An 18,727-nucleotide genomic window follows, 5' to 3' on the forward strand; every position below is an offset into this window, starting at 1 on the left:
GGGGCGGGCAAGTCCACCCTGTTCCGCATCCTGCTCGGCCTGATCCGGCCCACGGCGGGCGAGGCGCGGGTGATGGGCGGTCCCGTCGGGGACGTCAACGCCATGCGGCGCATGGGCTCCATGATCGAGACGCCGCGCTTTCCGCCCTACATGACCGCCCGGCAGGTGCTGGAGTGGGTGTCGCTGGGCCACGGTCAGGCCGTGGACCGCACCGCCATCGCCGCCTGGCTGGAGCGGGTGGGCCTGACGGCGGCCGCCGACCGCAAGGTGCGGGGCTTCTCCGTCGGCATGGCCCAGAGGCTCGGCGTGGCCGCGGCCCTGATGACCCGGCCCGAGCTGATCATCCTCGACGAACCCACCAGCGGCATGGACCCGCCCGGCATTCAGGAGATGCGCGCCTTGATCCGGTCGCTGGCCGACGATGACGGGGTGACGGTGGTGATCGCCAGCCACCAGCTGGCCGAGGTCCAGAAGCTGTGCGACCGGGTGGCCATTCTGAACAAGGGGCGGCTTTCGGCTGAGGGCGCGGTCGCCGATCTGGTGGCCGGGCGCGAGCGCCTGCGCCTGACCCTGCGGCCCGCCGATGCGGCGCTGGGCCTGCTGGGCATGAAGGGCTCGCGCGACGGCGATGCGGTTCTGGCCGCCATCGAGCGGTCCGAGGCGCCCGCCCTGATCCGCGCCCTTGCGGAAAAGGGCGCCGAGATCGAGGAGGCGCGCTGGGTCGGAGCCGACCTGGAGAGCGTCTTCAACCAGTTGACCGAAGAGGACGCGCCCCATGCTGGCTGACGCCATTCGCGCCGAGGGCTATCGTTTCGCCCGCAACCGCACCGCCGTGTTCTGGAGCGTGCTGTTCGTACCGATCGCGGCGCTGATCCTGGGGCTCGTCGTAAGCTTCGCCGCCAAGGGCAACCAGGCCGAACTGGCCGAGGTCAGCGCCGAATTGGGCATGGTCTCCGAGCCGCTGAACCTGGGCGCGGCCCTGGTCAGCAACGCCGCCTCCCTGGCCGGCGGCCCGGTGCTGCTGTTCGTGCTGATCGGCGCGGCGACCCTGTTCGCGGGCGATTACCGGTGGGAGACCTGGCGTCTGATCCGGGCGCGCAACCGGCGCTCCAACCTGATTCTGGGCAAGCTGGCCGCCCTGATCGTCCTGGCCTTCGCCGCCATGGCCGCCCTGCTCATCTTCAGCATGATCGGCGAGCCCATCCGCGCGGCCATCTTCGAACGGGATGTGACGTTCAGCCTCAGCGGTGAGCAGATCGGCGCCTTCCTCGGCCTGTTCGGCCTGGGGTGGCTGAGGGTCGTTCAGTTCGCCATGATCGCCCTGCTTGCCGCGGTGGCGACGCGGTCCCTGCTGGCCGCCCTGTTCATTCCCATGGCCCTAGGCGCCGCCCAGGCCCTCGGAGCGCCCATGCTGATGGGAATGGGCGTCATGCCCGACAGCTGGACCCTGCAACTGCTGCTGCCCGGACAGGCCTTCGACAGGCTCGGGGAGATGATCCTGGGCGGCGAAGGCGCGCCGGGAGTGCCGGTCGCTCTTCAGGTGAAGGCCTGGATCAGCCTGATCGGCTGGACCGTCCTGCCCCTGCTGGCTGCGCTGGCGATCTTCGAGCGGCAGGACCTGTCTAAGGAGTGATCCCGCCGCTCGAGTCGGCTGATCAGCTCAGGATCATGCCGTCGCCGGCGTACAGGGCCTGATCGCCGAGCATCTCCTCGATGCGCAGCAGCTGGTTGTACTTGGCCGTGCGGTCCGAGCGGGCCAGCGAGCCGGTCTTGATCTGCCCGCAGTTGGTGGCCACCGACAGGTCGGCGATGGTGTAGTCCTCGGTCTCGCCCGAGCGGTGGCTCATGACGGCGGTGTAGCCCGCCCGGTGAGCCATCTCGACCGCATCCAGGGTCTCGGACAGGGTGCCGATCTGGTTGACCTTGATGAGGATGGAGTTGGCCAGGCCCTCGCCGATGCCCGCCGCCAGACGCGCCGGATTGGTCACGAACAGGTCGTCGCCCACCAGCTGAATCTTGTCGCCCAGACGCTCGGTCAGCAGACGCCAGCCGTCGAAATCGTCCTCGGCGCAGCGTCCTCGATGGAGACGATTGGGAAGCGCGCGCACAGGTCGGCCAGATAGGCGACCATGCCCTCCTGATCGATGGTCTTGCCTTCGCCCTCCATGACGTACTTGCCGTCCTTGAAGAATTCGGTGGAGGCCACGTCCAGGCCGAGCTGGAAGTCCTCGCCCGCCAGATAGCCGGCCGCCTCGCCCGCCTTGGTGATGAAGGTCAGGGCCTCGTCGGCGGACTTCAGGTTCGGCGCGAAGCCGCCCTCGTCGCCCACATTGGTGTTGTGGCCCGCGTCCTTCAGCGCCTTCTTCAGGCTGTGGAAGATCTCCGCGCCCATGCGCAAGGCTTCAGAGAAGTTCTCCGCACCCGTGGGCAGGTCATGAACTCCTGGATGTCGATGGGATTGTCGGCGTGGGCGCCGCCGTTGATGATGTTCATCATCGGGGTGGGCAGCATGCGGGCCGAGACGCCGCCCACATAGCGGTACAGTGGCAGGCCCGCCGAGACGGCGCTGGCTTTGGCCGCGGCCAGGCTGACGCCCAGGATGGCGTTGGCGCCCAGTCTGCCCTTGTTCTGGGTGCCGTCCAGCTCGATCATGGACATGTCGATGCGGCGCTGGTCCTCGGCGTCCATGCCCGACAGGGCATCGAAGATTTCCCCGTTCACGGCGTCAATCGCCTGCTGGACGCCCTTGCCCCCCCACATGGCCTTGTCGCCGTCGCGCTTCTCCACCGCCTCGTGGGCGCCGGTCGAGGCGCCGGACGGCACCGCCGCGCGACCGAAGGCGCCGTCCTCCAGCACCACGTCCACCTCGACCGTCGGATTGCCCCGGCTGTCCAAGATCTGGCGGGCGGTGATGTCGGCGATGTCGGTCATGGTCAGGTCCCGGTGCGAGAATTGGAAAGGGCGCGCCAGCCTTTAGCCCGCGCGCCCTCCATAGCCAACTGAAAGCCTGTTACGCGCAGCCTTCCACATACTGGATGGACGGCCCGCCCACGTGGATCATGCTGACGTTTCCGTCCGTGCCGATCTCGTAGACCACGCCGCGCGCGTCGGCGTCTTCACGGTAGGGTTCGTCCGAAGGACCGTCGGTCCAGACGGTGATGTATTCAGCCGGGGCCTCGGCGTATTTGTGCGGGCTGACCTGGGCGTCGGCGCCATAGGCGGCCTTGATGGCGGCGGCGCTGTCGCCGACGCTGAAACCCCGATCGGTTTGCAGATCGGAGCCATTCGACACGGAGATCCGGGTCAGCACGCCCTGCTCCAGCATGAGCAGCAGGTTCTCGGGCGCCGTTCGGGACGGAACTGGTCGCAGGATTCGGGATCGGGGCCGCCGACGGCGTCGGGGTTGGCGTCCTCGCCCAGAGCCGCGACCACCTCGGCGCGGGTCATGCCGATGCGCAGCGGGCCCCAGCCCTGGGCGCTCAGGGCGTTGGGATCAGGGGTCTGGGCGGGCGTTCGGCCGGCGTTTCGGGGGCCGAAGCGGCGGGCTCCTCGGACTGGCCGCAGGCAGCCAGGGCGAGGACAGCGATGGAAGGCAGGATGAGGGCGCGGATCATGGGTGGTTCTCCGGGTTGGTCCGAAGAGAACAACGCACGAAAACGGCGCGCGATGAACTCGCGCGCCGTAAAATCTTCTATCCCGCCCGGCCTTCGCGCTTCGCGCGACGTTGGACGGGACGGCAGGTCTAAAGGCCTAGTCTTCCTTGGGCGTCAGAACCTGACGGCCGCGGTAGGTGCCGGTCTTCAGGTCGATGTGGTGCGGGCGCTTCAGCTCGCCCGTGTCCTTGTCCTCGGTGTAGGCGTTGGCGCCCAGGGCGTCGTGGGCCCGTCGCATGTTGCGACGCGAGGGAGATACTTTGCGCTTCGGAACGGCCATGTCCGTCTCATCCAGTCTGGTCGGAGCGTGCCGAACCCTGCGGTCGGACGCGAAAACAATAGCGGCGGCCCATGCAGGCCGCCCCGTGAGCGCGGGCTTATGCCTCAGAGGGCGGGCAAACGCAAGGGGCTGCACACAAGCGAAAACGCCTCCAGCCCATGGCGGCCATCGCCGTCGGCGAGATGGAATGGACAGGACCTCATGACTGCTCTTCGTTCCTGAACTGCTGACCATGGGCGCGTGAAAAGTCGGCCCGGCTCAGCGCGAACCAGACGCTGTCGACCCATGCGTCGCCCACCTGCATGGTCCGTTCGGCCCGGCCGGTTTCACGAAACCCCAGCCGGGTCAGCAGGGCGATGGACGCGGTGTTGTCCGGATCGGCTTCGGCGGTCAGGCGATCGAGGTCGCGCGTGGCGAACACATGGGCGATCACCGCCTGCGCGGCCTCCAGCCCCAGACCGCGCCCCTGCACATCGGGATGCAGGATGAATCCGATCTCGGGCAGCCGATAGAAGCCCGCCTTGCCCACGACCCGGCCCTCGAACTCGACCACGAAATCCTCTGCCAGCTCGGGCGGTGAGTCGATCATCGCGCCCAGCCAGGCCCGCGTCTGATCCAGGGTCTGATGCGGCGGCGTGGACCACCAGCGCGTGGCGCGCGGGTCGGACAGCACGGCGTGCATGGCGTCCAGATCGTCCCACCGCGCCGGCCGCAAGGTCAGTCGCGGTGTGCTCAGCACCACGCCCGGGGTCATCACACCAGCCGGCTCTGGACCACCGCCGCAGCGATGAAGCTGGCGAACAGGGGATGCGGGGCGAAGGGGCGGCTCTTCAGTTCCGGGTGGTACTGCACGCCGATGAACCAGGGATGGTCGGCGCGCTCCACAGTCTCGGGCAGGACGCCGTCGGGCGACAGGCCGGAGATGGTCATGCCAGCCCGCTCGATGGCGTCGCGGTAGTTGATGTTGACCTCATAGCGGTGGCGGTGCCGCTCGCTGATCTCGGTCGAGCCATAGATCTCGGCGATCCTCGAGCCTTCGATCAGGATGGAGTCATAGGCGCCCAGACGCATGGTGCCCCCCAGATCTCCGCCCTGGGCCCGCATGATGCGCTGGTTGCCCTGGGTCCATTCGGTCATCAGGCCGACGATGGGCTCCTCGGCCGGGCCGAACTCGGTGGAGGTGGCCTTCTCCAGCCCGGCCAGGTGGCGGGCCGATTCGATCACCGCCATCTGCATGCCGAAGCAGATTCCGAAATAGGGAATGTTGCGCTCGCGGGCGAAGCGCACCGCCTGGATCTTGCCCTCGGCGCCGCGCTCGCCGAAACCGCCAGGCACCAGCACCGCGTGAGCGCCCTGCAGCCGCTCCTCGCAGGCGTCGCGGGCGCCCTCGAAGGTGTCGGCCTCGACCCAGTCGATGTTGACCTTGACGTTGTTGGCCACGCCGCCGTGGTGCAGCGCCTCGATCAGGGATTTGTAGGCGTCCTTGAGCACCGTGTACTTGCCGACCACGGCCACGGTGACCTCGCCGTCCGGGTTGGTGCGGCGACGGACGATCTCCTCCCAGCCCGACAGGTCGGGCTCGGGCGCGTCATCGATGCCGAAATGGGCCAGGACCTCGGCGTCCAGGCCTTCCTGGTGATAGTCCAGCGGCACCGCATAGATGTCGGCGGAGTCCATGGCCTGGATGACGCCCGAGGGACGCACGTTGCAGAACAGGCCGATCTTGCGCTTCTCGTCCGCCGGGATCGGCTGTTCGCAGCGGCACAGCAGGATGTCGGGCTGGATGCCGATGGAGCGCAGCTCCTTGACCGAGTGCTGGGTCGGCTTGGTCTTCATCTCGCCGGCCGTCTTGATGAACGGCAGCAGGGTCAGGTGGACGAAGCAGCTCTGGCCGCGGGGCAGGTCCTGGCCCAGCTGGCGGATGGCCTCGAAGAACGGCAGGCCCTCGATGTCGCCGACGGTGCCGCCGATCTCGATCAGCACGAAGTCCACGTCCTGGCCGTCATCGGTCTGGGCGGGGCTGAGGCAGAACTGCTTGATCTGGTCGGTGACGTGCGGGATCACCTGGACGGTGGCGCCCAGATAGTCCCCTCGCCGCTCCTTCTCCAGGATGGTCGAATAGATGCGGCCGGTGGTGACGTTGTCGGTCCGGGCCGCCGACACCCCGGTGAAGCGCTCATAGTGGCCCAGGTCCAGGTCGGTCTCGGCGCCGTCGTCGGTGACGAAGACCTCGCCGTGCTGATAGGGGCTCATGGTCCCCGGATCGACGTTCAGATAGGGGTCGAGCTTACGTAGGCGGACTGTGTAGCCGCGAGCCTGCAGAAGCGCGCCGAGGGCGGCGGAAGCGAGGCCTTTTCCCAATGAGGAGACCACGCCGCCGGTGATGAACACATAACGAGGCATGGGAAATTACCTTACCGCCGATTCGGGCGGCGTACTGCGGAGACTTTGAGGGTGTGGCCGGAGGCGGTGGATAACCGCCCTCCGCATCCTACTGGGCGGGCTCGTCGCCGGCCGGCCGGGCGGCCGGGGCGGCGGGAAGGCTGGCTTCCAGATCGTCGAGCGAGGGACCGGTCGGCGCTGTGGGGGCCGTGGGCTGCTCGGCGGCCGGGGCCGTCTGGGCGGCGTCCAGGTCGATGGAGCCCACGGTGGCGGCGTCCAGAATCGAGCTGGAGCCACGCTCCATGTTGCCGACGATGGTCAGGCTGATGGCGCAGAGCGCGAAGGCCCCGCCCAGCCACCAGGTCAGGGTCGTCAGCAGGTTGCCTGCGCCGCGCGCGGTCATGAAGCTGTTGCCGCCGCCGCCCATGCCGAGGGCGCCGCCCTCGGAACGTTGCAGCAGCACCACGCCGGTCAGGGCGAGGCCGATCAGGATCATGACGACGAGGAGAATGGTCTGGAGCATGGCGGGCCTGATATGTGGCGCGAGGGCGCGCCAATCAAGCGGCGGCGTCTATCATTGTTGCGCGCGCGGGGCAACGCATGGCTTGCCGTAAGCCGCGTCAGAGGCGCACGCACCCTTGACGCACGGCGACTGGCCCGAAACCCTGCGCCGGGGTCGCCACGAGCGGCCGAATCCGGGAAGTTCGATGAAGCGTCTGATCCTGTCCGCCTGCGCCGCCGCCCTGCTGACGGCCCTGCCCGTCGCCGCCCAGGTGGGAACGCCCGCCCTGCCCCGCGAGCTGCCGCCCATTCCGGCGCCGGCGGCCCAGCCCTATCCCGGCGTGATCCGGCACCATGTGGACGCCACGGACACCGAACGGAAGATCATCCGGGTGCGCCAGACCATTCCGGTGGCCCAGGCCGGGCCGATGGTGCTGCTGTATCCCAAATACCTGCCGGGCAACCACGCGGCCACAGGGCCCATCCAGCTGGTGGCCGGGGTTCAGGTCAGCGCAGGTGGCGAGCGCGTGGAATGGGTGCGCGACCCGCTGGATCCCTACGCCTTCCATATCGAGGTTCCCGCGGGCGTCAGCGAGATCGAGGTCTCGTTCGATTATCTCAGCCAGCTCAGCCCCAGCCAGTGGCGGGTGCTGATGACGCCGGAAATGCTGAACCTGCAGTTCGAGAAGCTGCTGCTCTATCCGGCGGGCTATGCGCATGACGGGATCATGGTGCAGACCACCGTGCGCCTGCCGGACGGCTGGAACTACGGCGTGGCGCTGGACACGGAGACCTTCGTCGGCGGCGAGGCGGTGTTCGCCCCCATCAGCGTGGAGATGCTGGCCGACAGCCCCATGTTCGCGGGGGCCCACTATCGGGTGTTCGATCTGGACCCGGGCGGGCGCACCCCGGTGAACATGCATGTGGTGGCCGATGATGCGGCGGAGCTGACCGAGGTCGAGGCCCGGCTGGAGCCGTTCCGCAATCTGGTGGATCAGGCCGATCGGCTTTACGGGGTGCGGCCGTTCGACCGGTACGAGTTCCTGGTGGCGACCACGGACCGTCTGGGCGGCATCGGGCTGGAGCATCACCGCTCGTCGAGAACACCCTGGAAGCGGACATGTTCTCCGACTGGGATTCGGCGCCCTATGGCGATCTGGAGCTGCTGCCCCACGAGTACGCCCACAGCTGGAACGGCAAGTTCCGGCGCCCGGCGGATCAGGCGACGCCCAATCTGAACGTGCCGGTCCAGAACAGCCTGCTGTGGGTCTATGAAGGCCAGACCCAGTACTGGGGGGCGGTGCTGGCGGCGCGGTCCGAGCTGGTGACGCGGGAGATGGCGCTGGCCAACCTGGCCTGGACCGCGGCCTTCTATGACGCCCAGCGCGGGCGCGAGTGGCGGGCGCTGCAGGATACGGTGAACCAGAACCTGCTGGGCTATCGCTCGTCCACGCCGTGGTCGACCTGGTCGCGCACGGGCGGGGACTATTACCGCGAGGCCCTGCTGATGTGGCTGGACGCGGACACCCTGATCCGGGAGGCCACCCGGGACCGGCGCTCGCTGGACGACTTCGCCCGGGCCTTCTTCGGCATCGAGGACGGGGTGTGGGAGCCCCGGCCCTACACCTTCGACGATGTGGTGGCGGCGCTGAACGTGGCCCACGAGCATGACTGGGCCGGGTTCCTGCGCACGCGGCTGGACGCCGTGGGGCCGGAGGCCGAGGCGCCGCTGGACGGCATCGAGCGGGGCGGATACCGGCTGGCCTTCGTGGAGACGCCGGACGCGGCCTACAAGCGGGTGCGGGCCGACTGGGGCCGGGACTTCCTGTTCTCGCTGGGGTTCAGCCTGTCGTCCTCCAACAGCATCACCAACGTCCTGTGGGACAGCCCGGCGTTCGAGGCGGGCCTGACCCAGGGCTGGGAGATCGTGGCGGTCAACGACACCGCCGCTTCGGCCGAGCGGCTGCGCGCGGCGGTGACGGCGGCCAGGGACGGGGGGCCGATCCGCCTGATCGTCAAGAACGGCGACCGCTTCCGCACGGTGGAGATCGGCTACACCGGCGGCCTGCGCTATCCGACGCTGCAACGGATCGAGGGAACCCGCGACCGTCTGGGCGACATCCTGACGCCCCGGCGGCGCTAAAGAAAACGGGCCGGGAGATCGCTCTCCCGGCCCGCAATCCGTTCAGCTTGCGCTGGGTCGATCTTACTTGATCGTGACCTTGGCGCCGGCTTCCTCGAGCTTCTTCTTCAGCTCTTCGGCGGCCTGCTTGGAGACGTTCTCGACGACGTTCTGCGGAGCGCCTTCGACCAGGTCCTTGGCTTCCTTGAGGCCCAGGTCCGGACGGGCGCCGCGGACTTCCTTGATCACGTTGATCTTCTTGTCGCCGCCGTCCGTCAGGACAACGGTGAACTCGGTCTGCTCTTCGGCGGCTTCAGCCGGAGCAGCAGCGCCACCGCCGGCGGCGGCCATGGCCACCGGAGCAGCAGCCGAAACGCCCCACTTTTCTTCCAGCAGCTTGGCCAGTTCGGCGGCTTCCAGAACGGTCAGGGCGGACAGGTCGTCAACGATCTTGGAGAGATCAGCCATTTGAGTATTTCCTTCGGATGGATTTCAGAGGTTTGCAGAGATGATCGATCAGACGGCTTACGCCGCGTCCTTGGCGGCGTAGGCGCCCATGACGCGGGCCAGCTGGCTGGCCGGAGCCTGCACGACGCCCGCGATCTTGGTGGCCGGGGCGTTGAGAAGGCCGACGAGCTTGGCGCGCAGTTCGTCCAGGGACGGCAGCTTGGACAGGGCGTCGATGCCTTGGGCGTCCAGAACCGTTTCGTCCATCAGTCCGCCCATGATCACGAACTTGTCGTTCTCCTTGGCGAACTTGGCGGTCACCTTGGCGGCCGAAACGGCGTCGGGCGCGTAGGCGATTCCGACAGGGCCCTTGAACAGGTCCTGCACGGCGTCGCCGCCCTTGCCGTCCAGCGCCTTCAGCGCCAGGCGGTTCTTCACCACCTTGAACGTGGCGCCTTCAGCACGAAGGCGGCCACGCAGATCGGTCATTTCCGCAACGGTCAGACCCAGGTTGTGGGTCACGACCACGGCGCCGGCGTCAGCGAAAACGCCCTTCAGCGTCTCGATCGACTCGGCCTTTTGTGCGCGGTCCATTGCGGTCTCCGTTCAGTCGTTACGGCGACGGGACGATCCCGACGCCGCTTGGCCAGACAGCATCGCTTGCGCGATGACGCCGGGCCGGTCGTATTGTCCGAAGGAAGCGGCGATCCTTGTCCGTCGCGCAGGGCGGCGGGCCGAGACGTTCGCATCCCCATCTCCCCCCAGGTCGGAACGGCCGTTCCGCGCTTACGGTCCAGGTGACCCCCAGACCCCGAAGTTCTCGGACAGGAACATCGCCGGACCGGGGCCCGACGACGCAAGGCGCGCTCTATACACGCATGGTCGTGGAAATCAAAGGCTAGTTCCGCCGGACGCCCTGCTTGTCTGGACGGGGGCCGGAGGCGGTCGGTTCGGAGCAATCGAACTCGGTGCAGAACTTGCGCATCAGGTCCACCTGGAACTGCAGCACCGCGGCCTCCATGGCCGCGCCCTGATCCATGCCGATCTCGACCTGCTTCTGCGCTATGGATCGCCCCAGCGGCGTCTCGTAGAAATCCACCAGCGCCGTGAGCTCCTCGACGGTGAGCCGCTCGGCGAAGACCGGAACGAGGCTGTCCATGATGCCCGTCATCAGGTTGGTCATCTCGCGGGGCAGGTTGACCCGAAACCACTCCCGGTGCTCCGCCTCGGATTGGGTGTCAGCGGCCAGCAGCTGGTCGATGTAGGTCTGCGCCAGGTCGGCCAGGCTCTCGCCCTGGGAGAGCTCCACAAACCGTTCCGCCAGTTCCAGCCGGCGCGCGGCCTCGTCGTCCGGAGCCGCCTGAACGACCAGCAGCAGCGGCTCTTCCGTCGCCTCGGCCCCGGGCTCCTGCGCGGCGGCGGCCGTGGTCAGGGCCAGGCCCAGGATGGTGATCAGAATGAAGCGCATGACGGCCCCCTCGCCGGTTTGTCGCTCCACCTTGGCGGACGCAGGCTCGACCCTCAAGGTCAAACGGGCCGACGCGCCCCTTGTCACCCCCGCCGAAGCGAAGCGGAGAGCCCGCCCTTTTGTCATCCCGGCCGTAGCGAAGCGGAGAGCCGGGACGCAGCCGCACAACACCCGCTCATCCCGGCGAAGGCCGGGATCCAGATGGCGTGCGGGCAGCCTGCAAGTCGAGGCGCGCCAGGACGTCCATCCATCCAGCTTTATGATCTGGACCCCAGCCTTCGCTGGGGTGAGCGGAGAATTATGGTCCCGTCCCCGCTCCCCCGGAACAAGTCCGGGCTGCGGCGGGGATGACAAGGGCCCTCACGGCCCCTGTCCCGGGTGGTGAGACTCCGGACGCGAAAAACAGTGCAACGGGAGTCTCACGGTCTGGTCGGCGAGCGTCTGTTCGGCGCGGGCGGTGACGGCCTTGAGCGCGACGATGAGACGGGCGAGATCCTTGACGGGCAAGGGATCGGCGGCCGCATCGGCGGCGGGCTCGGCCGGGGTTCGTCGTCGGCGGGGGGCAGTTCGTGAGACTCCGGAGCGGAAAAACAGTGCAACGGGGGTGCAACGTCCTCCATGCGGGCTTCCCGAGCCTCGATCTCCTCATGGCGGGCGAAGGGCTTGAGATCCTTGTACAGGCGCATCCAGCCGCGAGCCTCGATCAGGCGCCCGGCGGCGACGGCGGCCTGGAGGTGGGACCAGGCCTTGTCCGCCATCTGGACGGCGGTGAGCGGCGGGGCGTCCCCGACAGCGCCTGACGGCGTTTCGGGGATGACAGGGGGCGGAGACTGGAAGGTCATGCCGACAGTGTGCGGCGCCCCGAGACAGCGGGATCAAAAACAGGGGTTCAGGGCGGCGGCGCCTTGTTTTCAAAGGCATTGGCTACGGGAAATGCGGGATTAAGCGCGCCGTCGTCGGGCTTTGCTTGACCATGGCGAAAAAGAGGCCAAGCTGTCCGGATTGTCATGTTCGCGTAGGGGCGCACGCGTGTTTCAGCAGGGTCCGCCCGCTTCCGATCCCATTCAGCAGGCCAACCAGGCGCTGGCCGGGCGCGATGTGGCCGGAGCGCTGGCGCTTCTGGACCACGCCGACGCGGGCGGGTTCACGGTGGCCTCGGGCATGACCCGGGCGCTGGCCCTGCGGCTGGGCGGCGACCTGCCGGGCGCCGTGGCGGTGCTGGACCGGGTGCTGGCCGTCGATCCCTATGAGTTCATGGCCCTGCTCTCCAAGGGCGCCATCCTGGAGATGATGGGCAAGCCGCGGCTGGCCGTGGGCGTCTATCGCAACGCCCTGAAGATCGCGCCGCCCGAGAGCCGCTGCCCGCCCCAGTTGGTGGCCCAGATCGGCAAGGCGCGGGATCTGGTGGCGGCCGAGGCGGCGCGGCTGCGGGATCATCTGCGCGACGCGGTGGCGGACCTGCGCGGCCAGTGCGGCAGCGAGGACGGCGACCGCTTCGACGAAAGCCTGGACGTGTTCGCCGGTTTCTCGCCCCCAGTCAGGCAGGAGCCCCTGCTGCTCAACTACGCCCGCCTGCCCGCCATCTCGTTTTACGACCGGGGCCACTTTCCCTGGCTGGAGCGGCTGGAGGCCGGCACGGACATGATCGTGGCCGAACTGAAGGCCTTCCTGGCCGATCCGGGCGAGGCCTTCGCCCCCTACATCGCCTTTCCCAAGGGCGTGCCGGTCAATCAGTGGGAGGACCTGAACCATTCCCAGGACTGGAGCGCGGCCTTCCTGTGGAAGGACGGGGTCAAGCAGGAGGGCGCCTGCGACCGGTGCCCGGGCACGACGGCCCTGCTGGAAAGCCTGCCCATGGCCATGCAGGACGGCTATGCGCCCACGGTCACCTTCTCGGCCCTGAAGCCGCGCACGCGCATTCCGCCGCACACCGGATCATCGAACATCCGGCTGCTGACCCACCTGCCCCTGATCCTGCCGGGGCCGGCGCGGTTCCGGGTCGGCAATACGACGCGGGACTGGGAGATGGGCCGGGCCTGGGTGTTTGACGACACCATCGAGCACGAGCCTGGAACGACGCGGACCAGATGCGGGTGATCCTGATCTTCGACGTGTGGAACCCGTTCCTGACCGAGGCGGAGAAAGCCCTGATCACCGCCATGCTGAACGCGCAGAGGGAGTATCTGGCGGCGGGGTGAAGGCAGGCAGAGAGGCGTGCACCCTCCAGGTCACCGCGCTAAGGTTTCGTGCATGTGAAAAAGGCCGCCAACTGGAGATTAGATATGCTCCTAGCTGCAATGGATATTTTTGCCGTTACTGCCGGGGTTCTGATACTTTTGTATATAATCGCAGTACCAAGACCCCATTTGAATTTCTTTTTCCTAATATGGCTGTGGGTTTTATCTGGATTTATTTATTTTATGGGTCGGACTAACGAGATAAGCGTAATAGGCGTTATTTTATCTATTCTGGCTGGAATGATGTTTGCTGTTGTAAACACCATTATGAGATTCGCATTCGGTCGACACCGCTGGTAGTCACTTCTGACAACAACTTACCCGAGCGGTGGCGATCTGCACCTCCAGGCCTAGCCTTCTTGTTGAGTGGGTCCGATTTACATCGGCGGGCGGAAGCCTGATGGCTGACCGGTCAAAGTTGGCACCGGGTTGCGCCCCGGCATCGGCCGCCGGGAGACTGAACCATACCCCTCATCCGACCTGCTCCGCAGCCCACCCGTCGTCGAGCGCCTTCGGCGTCCTCCTCCACCCATAAGGGGAGAAGGAAGGAGCCAATGAAAAAGGCGGCGGAGATTGCTCTCCGCCGCCTCATTCGTTCAAGCCTTGAAGCCGATCAGGCGCCCAGGGAGGACGGGTCGATCTTGAAGCCCGGGCCCATGGTGGAGGACAGGCTGATCTTCTTCACATAGGTGCCCTTGGCGCCCGAGGGGCGGGCCTTGGACAGGGCGTCGACGAACGCCTTGACGTTGGCTTCCAGGGCGTCCTGGGTGAAGGAGGCCTTGCCGATGCCGCCGTGCACGATGCCGGCCTTCTCGACGCGGAACTCCACCGCACCGCCCTTGGCGTCCTTGACGGCCTGGGCGACGTTGGGGGTCACGGTGCCGACCTTGGGGTTCGGCATCAGGCCGCGGGGGCCCAGCACCTTACCCAGACGGCCGACGAGGGCCATCATGTCGGGCGAGGCGATCACGCGGTCGAACTCCATGAAGCCGCCGTTGATCTTCTCGTACAGGTCTTCGGCGCCCACGTGTTCGGCGCCGGCGGCCCGGGCTTCGTCGGCCTTGGCGTCCTTGGCGAAGACGGCGACGCGCACGTCGCGGCCGGTGCCGGACGGCAGGTTGACGACGCCGCGGACCTGCTGGTCGGCGTGACGGGGGTCGACGCCCAGGTTGACGGCGATCTCGATCGACTCGTCGAACTTGGCCTTGGCGTTGTCCTTGACGGCCTTGATGGCGTCGGCGAAGGCCATCGGCGTCTCACGATCGCCGGTCCAGGCCTGGATGCGCTTGGGTTGCTTTGCCATGTCGATCAGCCCTCCACCTTCAGGCCCATCGCACGGGCCGAACCTTCGATGATGTTGGCGGCCGCCTCGATGTCGTTGGCGTTCAGGTCCTTCATCTTCTTTTCCGCGATCTCGCGCAGCTGGGCGCGCGTGATCTTGCCGACCGTTTCGCGGCCGGTGAGCTTGGCGCCCGACTTCAGCTTGGTGGCTTCCTTCAGGTACCAGGTCGCCGGGGGCGTCTTGGTGATGAAGGTGAAGCTCTTGTCCTGATAGACGGTGATCACGGTCGGCAGGGGCGTGCCCTTGCCGAACGACTCGGTGCGCGCGTTGAACTCCTTGCAGAAGCCCATGATGTTGACGCCGCGCTGACCGAGGGCGGGGCCGATCGGGGGCGACGGGGTCGCCGCGCCGGCCGGCACCTGCAGCTTGATGTAGCCGAGAATCTTCTTGGCCATTGATCTCTCCTGTTATGAAGCCCCGAACTCAATCGGGGCCGGTGAGCCGTGGTGCGGCATGGCGGCCTCCCACGGATTTGACGCCTCCGGGACCGGGGTCACGGGAGCGAAGGCGGGCGTCTATCAGAGCGGGGGTGGAAAGGCAAACGATGCAGGGACCTTCTCCCGACGGGAGAAGGGGGAACCCGCGCACCGGAGTGCGTCAGCGCGGAGGTTCTGCGCGCGGGGGATGAGGGTTCGGTGGGTCGAGGAGATACTCGACCCTCACCCTGCGCGCAAAGGAGCGGCTTGCTTCGCATCCCGCTGCGCGCAGCCCTCTCCCATCGGGAGAGGGAAAGTCAGAGCGCCCGGACCCCGTCGGCACCCTCCGCGTCGGGCTCGAAGTCGCGGGTCAGGTCGTGGATGCGGCTTTTCATCACCCCGGCCTTCTTGAGCGCCAGCGAGGCGGCCCAGCGGGCGGCCAGTTCGGGGCGGGCCATGCGGTCGGTGGGGCGCGGACGCCCGCCGCGCTCGCGCAGCACCGCATTGGTGAACAGGGCCCCGTTGCGGAAGCGCGAGCCCCAGGTCTGGAAGTCCATGGAGAGCGAGACGCAGAACTGGTCCAGATTGCGAACCCGGTGGGGAGCGTAGAGGGGCCAGGTCAGGGCCTGGCCGGGCTCCAGATCGATCACCGTGGCGTCCGCTTCGAAGTCGGGGCGGTAGGGGATCTCCTCGGTGGTCTGCAGGGCGATGACCTGCTCCATGCTGCGCTCGGGCAGGTGGGTCTCGTCGCCCGGATAGACGAAGACGCGCTTGCGGCCCCGCATGTGGAACAGGACCACGCCGGCATTGTCGAAGTGGTAGGGCGCGCCGGATTTGGGCGAGGACAGGATCAGTTGGCCGGCGTTGCGCACGGCCTTCAGGCCCGGCAGGGCCGACTGGATGGCGCTGAACTCGTCCATGGCGGCGGCCCACAGCTCGGGCCAGCCGTCCTGCACGTCGCGCAGATTGACCCACAGCCGCCCCTGCTGGATGGCCTTGAGCAGGTCCGCGCCGTTGAGGGCGCCGCGCGCGCCGGTGCGCAGGGTGTGGCCGCCGTCGTCCTGATAGTCATAGAGGTTGATGTCGATCAGGGCGGCCGGATAGCGGTCCAGCACCTGGGCCAGCCGGTCGTCCTCGGCGAAACCGGCGGCCACCAGACCGTGGGGGAAGACCTGGGCCTCGCGGATGGGGCCGGTGTAGCGGGTTCCGTCCATGCTCAGGCCTCGGCGCGGGCGGGGGCCGCCTTGGCCAGGGCGGCGCGGGCCGCCTGGATGACGCCGCGGGCGCGGGCGCCCGGCCTGGTCTCGCAGGCCTCAATGGCGGACCAGCGGCGACGCACGCTGTCGCGCAGCCGCACGCCGCGTTCGCCGCCCGCCGCGTCGAGCACGCCCGCCGCCGCCTGGCTGACCGTCGCGCCGAGGCCGGGTCGGACGATGACGCCCTCGCGCACGGTCTGGGACGCGTTGCAGAAGTACTTCTTGTAGCCCTCGCCGCCGAAGCCGTAGTCGAACACGCGGTAGCCACGCGCGCCCATCAGACGCATGGTGTCCATGCTCAGCATGATGCCCGGCGAGCAGCGCGCCGCGGCGGGCTCATAGACCGGGAACCAGAAATGCCAGCGGGTCCCGGCGTGCAGGGAGAACTCCATGGCCGCCACGGTGTCGCCCGCCGTCAGGGTGGCGATGGAGGCGCCGAAGTCGCCCTCCTGCTCGTCCATCAGGGCGTGCAGCAGATCCCGGGTCCAGCCGCAGGCGAAGATGTCGTGGCGGCCGGTGCGGCGGTACTGGTCGCGCTTGAGCGCGATCAGGTGGTCCAGCAGGGCCGTGTCCCTCAGGTTGGTGCGGGTCTCGATGGGACCCAGGTCGCGCTCCAGCCCCCGGCGGGCGCGCTCCTTGTCCTTGAAGTATTTGCGCTCGGTCTCGCGGCGCTCGGCGTACCAGGCGTCGTAGCCCGCCTCTGGCAGGGCCACCATCAGGCAGTCGCGTTCGACCAGCCCCCTCGCCTCGCCCACCCAGGCGCCCACGTTCAGACGCGGGGCGTTCAACAGCCGGGCCAGCTCATGCAGTTCGGGCGCCTCGCCGGGGCGGGCGATGACGCCGTGGAAGTCGTTCATGGGCGCGCCCAGCGGCAGGATCGAGCCGCCGCGTCGCTGGAACGGGAAAAAGCCGACGATCTCGCCGCCCCGGTGCAGCACAGCCACGGCCGCGCCCGGGCTGACGCGGGCGGCGACGCGGGTGAAGCGGGGGCGGAAATAGGCGGAGGTCAGGTCCGGATTGGCGGCGACCATCTCGCGCCAGAGGGTCCATTCGGACTCGCCCAGGGCGTCGGCCGCCATGATCTCGACGGTCAGGGTTTGCATGCCGGGCTCCTGTCGCATGGGCGGGACCTTAACCCTGTCCCCGTTGCAGGACGGTTTAGGGGCATGGTGAACGAAACCCCACCGCTTGTCGGGGCGTTGACAGAAACACACAGGAGATCAAGGCCATGACCGACGAACGTCCGGACAACCGCTCTGTCGAAAACGAAGAGCTGCGCAAGCCCGCCAAGGAGGGGGAGCCGCCTCGCCCCGCCACCGAGCCCAAGGGGGCCAAGGGCTCCTCCAACTCCGGCGAGACCGAGACCGATCCGGCGACAGGCAAGGAGAACCCCTGACGCTACTGCCGACTGAGTGGAACAGGGGCGGCTGTGCCGGGTTGGTCAGGGACACCCCCTGACCGGAGCCTGCAATGATCATTCGTCCTTCCCGTTTCGCCCTGCTCGCCGCCCTGCCCCTGTTGGCCACCGCGGCCTGCGGCGACCGGGAGCCCGAGCGGGCCGAGACGGAGGCCGCCAGTCCGGCCTCGGACGAGGCCTCGCGGCTGCGCCAGTCGATCGAGTCGGCCACCTTCACCCCGCCTGCATCCGATGAGGGCGAGGCGGCTGACGGTGAGACGTCAGGTGATCAGGGCAGCGACGCGTCGACGGATCGCGGCGGCGCGGTGGAGGGCGAACTGCCCGAGGACGCGCGGCCCGAGCCGGCCATGGTCCGCGCGCAGATTCTGCTGGACCGCACCCGCTTCTCGCCCGGCATCATCGACGGGTTGGGCGGCGAGAACACCCGTCAGGCCATCGCCGCCTTTCAGGAAGCCAACGACCTGGAGGTGACCGGCGAACTGAGCGCCGCGGTATTCGAGCAGCTGACCTCGGGCGACAGCAACCGGGTGCTGACCGACTACACCATCACCGAGGAGGACGCGGCCGGCCCGTTCATCGGCGAGCTGCCCGAGGACATGGAGGATCTGGGCGACCTGGAGACGGTCGGGTACGCCGACGCCCGCGAGGCGCTGGCCGAGAAATTCCACATGAGCGAGGCCCTGCTGGACGCGCTGAACCCCGGGGTCGATTTCGGCCGCGCGGGCCAGACAATCGTGGTGGCCTCCACCGGACCGGCCGAGCTGGACGGCGAGGTGGCGCGGATCGTCGTCAACAAGAACGAGAGCTCGGTGCGCGCCTTCGATGCGGACGGCGAACTGCTCGCCTTCTATCCGGCCACCATCGGCAGCGGCGAGACCCCCTCCCCCTCCGGCACCCACACGGTGCGGGCCGTCGCGCCGGAGCCCAACTACACCTATGACCCGTCGCGACTGAGCTCGGCCAGCGGCGGCAGGGCGGTGGTGATCCCGCCGGGCCCGAACAATCCGGTAGGCTCGGTGTGGATCGACCTGTCGCGCGACACCTACGGCATCCACGGCACGCCCGATCCGGCGGAGATCGGCAAGACCGCCTCCAGCGGCTGCGTCCGCCTGACCAACTGGGACGCTGAACAGCTGGCGTCCGGCGTGGAACAGGGCGTGGTGGTGGAGTTTGTGTGAGGCTTGGCGCCCTTCTCCCATTGGGAGA

At 68.1% G+C, this 18,727-nt stretch carries 23 protein-coding genes and 1 pseudogene; 9 read left to right on the top strand and 15 right to left on the bottom strand.

Annotation, left to right across the window (positions count from 1 at the left end):
• Both MBEBAB_RS12035 and MBEBAB_RS12040 read left to right on the top strand, forming a co-directional pair.
• Nucleotides 1-786 (top strand): ABC transporter ATP-binding protein (locus tag MBEBAB_RS12035; protein ID WP_045319301.1); only part of this gene is annotated, 786 nt, incomplete at its 5' end.
• Entirely contained in the window at nt 776-1,633 is an 858-nt protein-coding gene (locus MBEBAB_RS12040; RefSeq protein ID WP_021698273.1) for an ABC transporter permease subunit, read from the top strand. The genes MBEBAB_RS12035 and MBEBAB_RS12040, both read left to right, overlap by 11 nt.
• Before the next feature lie 22 nt (nt 1,634-1,655).
• Here the strand turns inward: MBEBAB_RS12040 and eno are convergent.
• From eno to secG, 8 genes and pseudogenes are all read right to left on the bottom strand, one after another.
• A pseudogene (gene eno / locus MBEBAB_RS12045) lies at nt 1,656-2,931 on the bottom strand (phosphopyruvate hydratase).
• Nucleotides 2,932-3,010: 79 nt separating this feature from the next.
• A complete protein-coding gene (locus tag MBEBAB_RS16295) occupies nt 3,011-3,310 on the bottom strand; it encodes a hypothetical protein (RefSeq protein ID WP_148291537.1) in 300 nt (99 codons plus the stop codon).
• Nucleotides 3,304-3,447, bottom strand: coding sequence for a hypothetical protein (locus tag MBEBAB_RS16580; protein ID WP_158332143.1), 144 nt, complete (start codon nt 3,445-3,447; stop codon nt 3,304-3,306). Before MBEBAB_RS16580 ends, MBEBAB_RS16295 begins: the two co-directional genes overlap by 7 nt.
• Nucleotides 3,448-3,479: 32 nt before the next feature.
• Nucleotides 3,480-3,614: a hypothetical protein gene (locus tag MBEBAB_RS18125; RefSeq protein WP_277905887.1), complete on the bottom strand. Its 135-nt coding sequence runs from the start codon at nt 3,612-3,614 to the stop codon at nt 3,480-3,482.
• A 136-nt stretch (nt 3,615-3,750) separates the two neighbouring features.
• Entirely contained in the window at nt 3,751-3,933 is a 183-nt protein-coding gene (rpmF, locus tag MBEBAB_RS12055; RefSeq protein ID WP_045319302.1) for a 50S ribosomal protein L32, read from the bottom strand.
• Nucleotides 3,934-4,132: 199 nt separating this feature from the next.
• Nucleotides 4,133-4,687: a GNAT family N-acetyltransferase gene (locus tag MBEBAB_RS12060; protein WP_021698277.1), complete on the bottom strand. Its 555-nt coding sequence runs from the start codon at nt 4,685-4,687 to the stop codon at nt 4,133-4,135.
• Nucleotides 4,687-6,336 carry a CTP synthase gene (pyrG, locus tag MBEBAB_RS12065; RefSeq protein WP_021698278.1) on the bottom strand — a complete coding sequence of 550 codons (1,650 nt, stop codon included), beginning with the start codon at nt 6,334-6,336 and terminating at the stop codon, nt 4,687-4,689. Before pyrG ends, MBEBAB_RS12060 begins: the two co-directional genes overlap by 1 nt.
• An 88-nt stretch (nt 6,337-6,424) precedes the next feature.
• A complete protein-coding gene (gene secG / locus MBEBAB_RS12070; protein ID WP_021698279.1) occupies nt 6,425-6,838 on the bottom strand; it encodes a preprotein translocase subunit SecG in 414 nt (137 codons plus the stop codon).
• Between the two features lie 184 nt (nt 6,839-7,022).
• Here secG and MBEBAB_RS18450 point away from each other — a divergent pair, with 184 nt between their 5' ends.
• Together MBEBAB_RS18450 and MBEBAB_RS18455 are read left to right on the top strand one after the other, a co-directional pair.
• On the top strand, nt 7,023-8,054 hold the full coding sequence (locus tag MBEBAB_RS18450) for a M61 family metallopeptidase (RefSeq protein ID WP_306302033.1): 1,032 nt from the start codon (nt 7,023-7,025) through the stop codon (nt 8,052-8,054).
• Complete coding sequence (locus MBEBAB_RS18455) at nt 7,937-8,959, top strand: M61 family metallopeptidase (RefSeq protein WP_306302034.1); 1,023 nt, start codon at nt 7,937-7,939, stop codon at nt 8,957-8,959. Before MBEBAB_RS18450 ends, MBEBAB_RS18455 begins: the two co-directional genes overlap by 118 nt.
• 63 nt (nt 8,960-9,022) lie before the next feature.
• Here MBEBAB_RS18455 and rplL read toward each other — a convergent pair whose 3' ends face one another.
• The 3 genes from rplL to MBEBAB_RS16300 form a co-directional block, all read right to left on the bottom strand.
• Nucleotides 9,023-9,406 carry a 50S ribosomal protein L7/L12 gene (gene rplL / locus MBEBAB_RS12080; RefSeq protein ID WP_021698281.1) on the bottom strand — a complete coding sequence of 128 codons (384 nt, stop codon included), beginning with the start codon at nt 9,404-9,406 and terminating at the stop codon, nt 9,023-9,025.
• A 57-nt stretch (nt 9,407-9,463) separates the two neighbouring features.
• Entirely contained in the window at nt 9,464-9,979 is a 516-nt protein-coding gene (rplJ, locus tag MBEBAB_RS12085; RefSeq protein WP_021698282.1) for a 50S ribosomal protein L10, read from the bottom strand.
• Between the two features lie 304 nt (nt 9,980-10,283).
• The gene (locus tag MBEBAB_RS16300; protein WP_158332144.1) at nt 10,284-10,853 is read right to left on the bottom strand and encodes a DUF2059 domain-containing protein; all 570 of its coding nucleotides are present in this window, start codon (nt 10,851-10,853) and stop codon (nt 10,284-10,286) included.
• Nucleotides 10,854-11,258: 405 nt separating this feature from the next.
• On the opposite strand from MBEBAB_RS16300, the gene MBEBAB_RS16585 reads away from it, so the two are divergent.
• The 3 genes from MBEBAB_RS16585 to MBEBAB_RS16305 all read left to right on the top strand — a co-directional run bounded on the left by MBEBAB_RS16585 (nt 11,259) and on the right by MBEBAB_RS16305 (nt 13,390).
• A complete protein-coding gene (locus MBEBAB_RS16585) occupies nt 11,259-11,426 on the top strand; it encodes a hypothetical protein (protein WP_021698284.1) in 168 nt (55 codons plus the stop codon).
• Between the two features lie 456 nt (nt 11,427-11,882).
• Nucleotides 11,883-12,950 (top strand): aspartyl/asparaginyl beta-hydroxylase domain-containing protein, encoded by a 1,068-nt coding sequence (locus MBEBAB_RS12100; RefSeq protein ID WP_021698285.1) that lies wholly within the window; start codon nt 11,883-11,885, stop codon nt 12,948-12,950.
• A 155-nt stretch (nt 12,951-13,105) separates the two neighbouring features.
• Nucleotides 13,106-13,390 carry a hypothetical protein gene (locus MBEBAB_RS16305; RefSeq protein WP_148291539.1) on the top strand — a complete coding sequence of 95 codons (285 nt, stop codon included), beginning with the start codon at nt 13,106-13,108 and terminating at the stop codon, nt 13,388-13,390.
• Nucleotides 13,391-13,703: 313 nt separating this feature from the next.
• On the opposite strand, the gene rplA is transcribed toward MBEBAB_RS16305, so the two are convergent.
• From rplA to MBEBAB_RS12120, 4 genes are all read right to left on the bottom strand, one after another.
• Nucleotides 13,704-14,393, bottom strand: a complete 690-nt coding sequence (rplA, locus tag MBEBAB_RS12105; protein ID WP_021698286.1) for a 50S ribosomal protein L1 — start codon at nt 14,391-14,393, stop codon at nt 13,704-13,706.
• Nucleotides 14,394-14,398: 5 nt separating this feature from the next.
• Nucleotides 14,399-14,827 carry a 50S ribosomal protein L11 gene (rplK, locus tag MBEBAB_RS12110; protein ID WP_021698287.1) on the bottom strand — a complete coding sequence of 143 codons (429 nt, stop codon included), beginning with the start codon at nt 14,825-14,827 and terminating at the stop codon, nt 14,399-14,401.
• A 338-nt stretch (nt 14,828-15,165) separates the two neighbouring features.
• Nucleotides 15,166-16,062: a cupin domain-containing protein gene (locus MBEBAB_RS12115; RefSeq protein ID WP_021698288.1), complete on the bottom strand. Its 897-nt coding sequence runs from the start codon at nt 16,060-16,062 to the stop codon at nt 15,166-15,168.
• A gap of 2 nt (nt 16,063-16,064) precedes the next feature.
• Nucleotides 16,065-17,207: a GNAT family N-acetyltransferase gene (locus tag MBEBAB_RS12120; RefSeq protein ID WP_021698289.1), complete on the bottom strand. Its 1,143-nt coding sequence runs from the start codon at nt 17,205-17,207 to the stop codon at nt 16,065-16,067.
• A gap of 125 nt (nt 17,208-17,332) precedes the next feature.
• Here MBEBAB_RS12120 and MBEBAB_RS16720 point away from each other — a divergent pair, with 125 nt between their 5' ends.
• Both MBEBAB_RS16720 and MBEBAB_RS12125 read left to right on the top strand, forming a co-directional pair.
• Complete coding sequence (locus tag MBEBAB_RS16720; RefSeq protein ID WP_021698290.1) at nt 17,333-17,500, top strand: hypothetical protein; 168 nt, start codon at nt 17,333-17,335, stop codon at nt 17,498-17,500.
• A 74-nt stretch (nt 17,501-17,574) separates the two neighbouring features.
• Nucleotides 17,575-18,699 carry a L,D-transpeptidase family protein gene (locus MBEBAB_RS12125; protein WP_021698291.1) on the top strand — a complete coding sequence of 375 codons (1,125 nt, stop codon included), beginning with the start codon at nt 17,575-17,577 and terminating at the stop codon, nt 18,697-18,699.
• The last annotated feature ends 28 nt before the right edge of the window (nt 18,700-18,727 follow it).

Source organism: Brevundimonas abyssalis TAR-001, from assembly GCF_000466985.1.
GTDB classification, from domain to species: Bacteria; Pseudomonadota; Alphaproteobacteria; order Caulobacterales; family Caulobacteraceae; genus Brevundimonas; species Brevundimonas abyssalis.

Excerpts from the sequence above, each read along its gene's own strand:
- rplJ (WP_021698282.1), bottom strand. The coding sequence starts at position 9,979 with ATGGACCGCGCACAAAAGGCCGAGTCGATCGAGACGCTGAAGGGCGTT.
- pyrG (WP_021698278.1), bottom strand. The coding sequence starts at position 6,336 with ATGCCTCGTTATGTGTTCATCACCGGCGGCGTGGTCTCCTCATTGGGA.
- MBEBAB_RS18450 (WP_306302033.1), top strand. The coding sequence starts at position 7,023 with ATGAAGCGTCTGATCCTGTCCGCCTGCGCCGCCGCCCTGCTGACGGCC.
- MBEBAB_RS18125 (WP_277905887.1), bottom strand. The coding sequence starts at position 3,614 with ATGATCCGCGCCCTCATCCTGCCTTCCATCGCTGTCCTCGCCCTGGCT.
- rplK (WP_021698287.1), bottom strand. The coding sequence starts at position 14,827 with ATGGCCAAGAAGATTCTCGGCTACATCAAGCTGCAGGTGCCGGCCGGC.
- secG (WP_021698279.1), bottom strand. The coding sequence starts at position 6,838 with ATGCTCCAGACCATTCTCCTCGTCGTCATGATCCTGATCGGCCTCGCC.
- rplL (WP_021698281.1), bottom strand. The coding sequence starts at position 9,406 with ATGGCTGATCTCTCCAAGATCGTTGACGACCTGTCCGCCCTGACCGTT.
- MBEBAB_RS16300 (WP_158332144.1), bottom strand. The coding sequence starts at position 10,853 with ATGCGCTTCATTCTGATCACCATCCTGGGCCTGGCCCTGACCACGGCC.
- rpmF (WP_045319302.1), bottom strand. The coding sequence starts at position 3,933 with ATGGCCGTTCCGAAGCGCAAAGTATCTCCCTCGCGTCGCAACATGCGA.
- MBEBAB_RS12040 (WP_021698273.1), top strand. The coding sequence starts at position 776 with ATGCTGGCTGACGCCATTCGCGCCGAGGGCTATCGTTTCGCCCGCAAC.
- MBEBAB_RS16720 (WP_021698290.1), top strand. The coding sequence starts at position 17,333 with ATGACCGACGAACGTCCGGACAACCGCTCTGTCGAAAACGAAGAGCTG.
- MBEBAB_RS16580 (WP_158332143.1), bottom strand. The coding sequence starts at position 3,447 with ATGACCCGCGCCGAGGTGGTCGCGGCTCTGGGCGAGGACGCCAACCCC.
- MBEBAB_RS12060 (WP_021698277.1), bottom strand. The coding sequence starts at position 4,687 with ATGACCCCGGGCGTGGTGCTGAGCACACCGCGACTGACCTTGCGGCCG.
- MBEBAB_RS12120 (WP_021698289.1), bottom strand. The coding sequence starts at position 17,207 with ATGCAAACCCTGACCGTCGAGATCATGGCGGCCGACGCCCTGGGCGAG.
- MBEBAB_RS18455 (WP_306302034.1), top strand. The coding sequence starts at position 7,937 with ATGTTCTCCGACTGGGATTCGGCGCCCTATGGCGATCTGGAGCTGCTG.
- MBEBAB_RS12125 (WP_021698291.1), top strand. The coding sequence starts at position 17,575 with ATGATCATTCGTCCTTCCCGTTTCGCCCTGCTCGCCGCCCTGCCCCTG.
- rplA (WP_021698286.1), bottom strand. The coding sequence starts at position 14,393 with ATGGCAAAGCAACCCAAGCGCATCCAGGCCTGGACCGGCGATCGTGAG.
- MBEBAB_RS12115 (WP_021698288.1), bottom strand. The coding sequence starts at position 16,062 with ATGGACGGAACCCGCTACACCGGCCCCATCCGCGAGGCCCAGGTCTTC.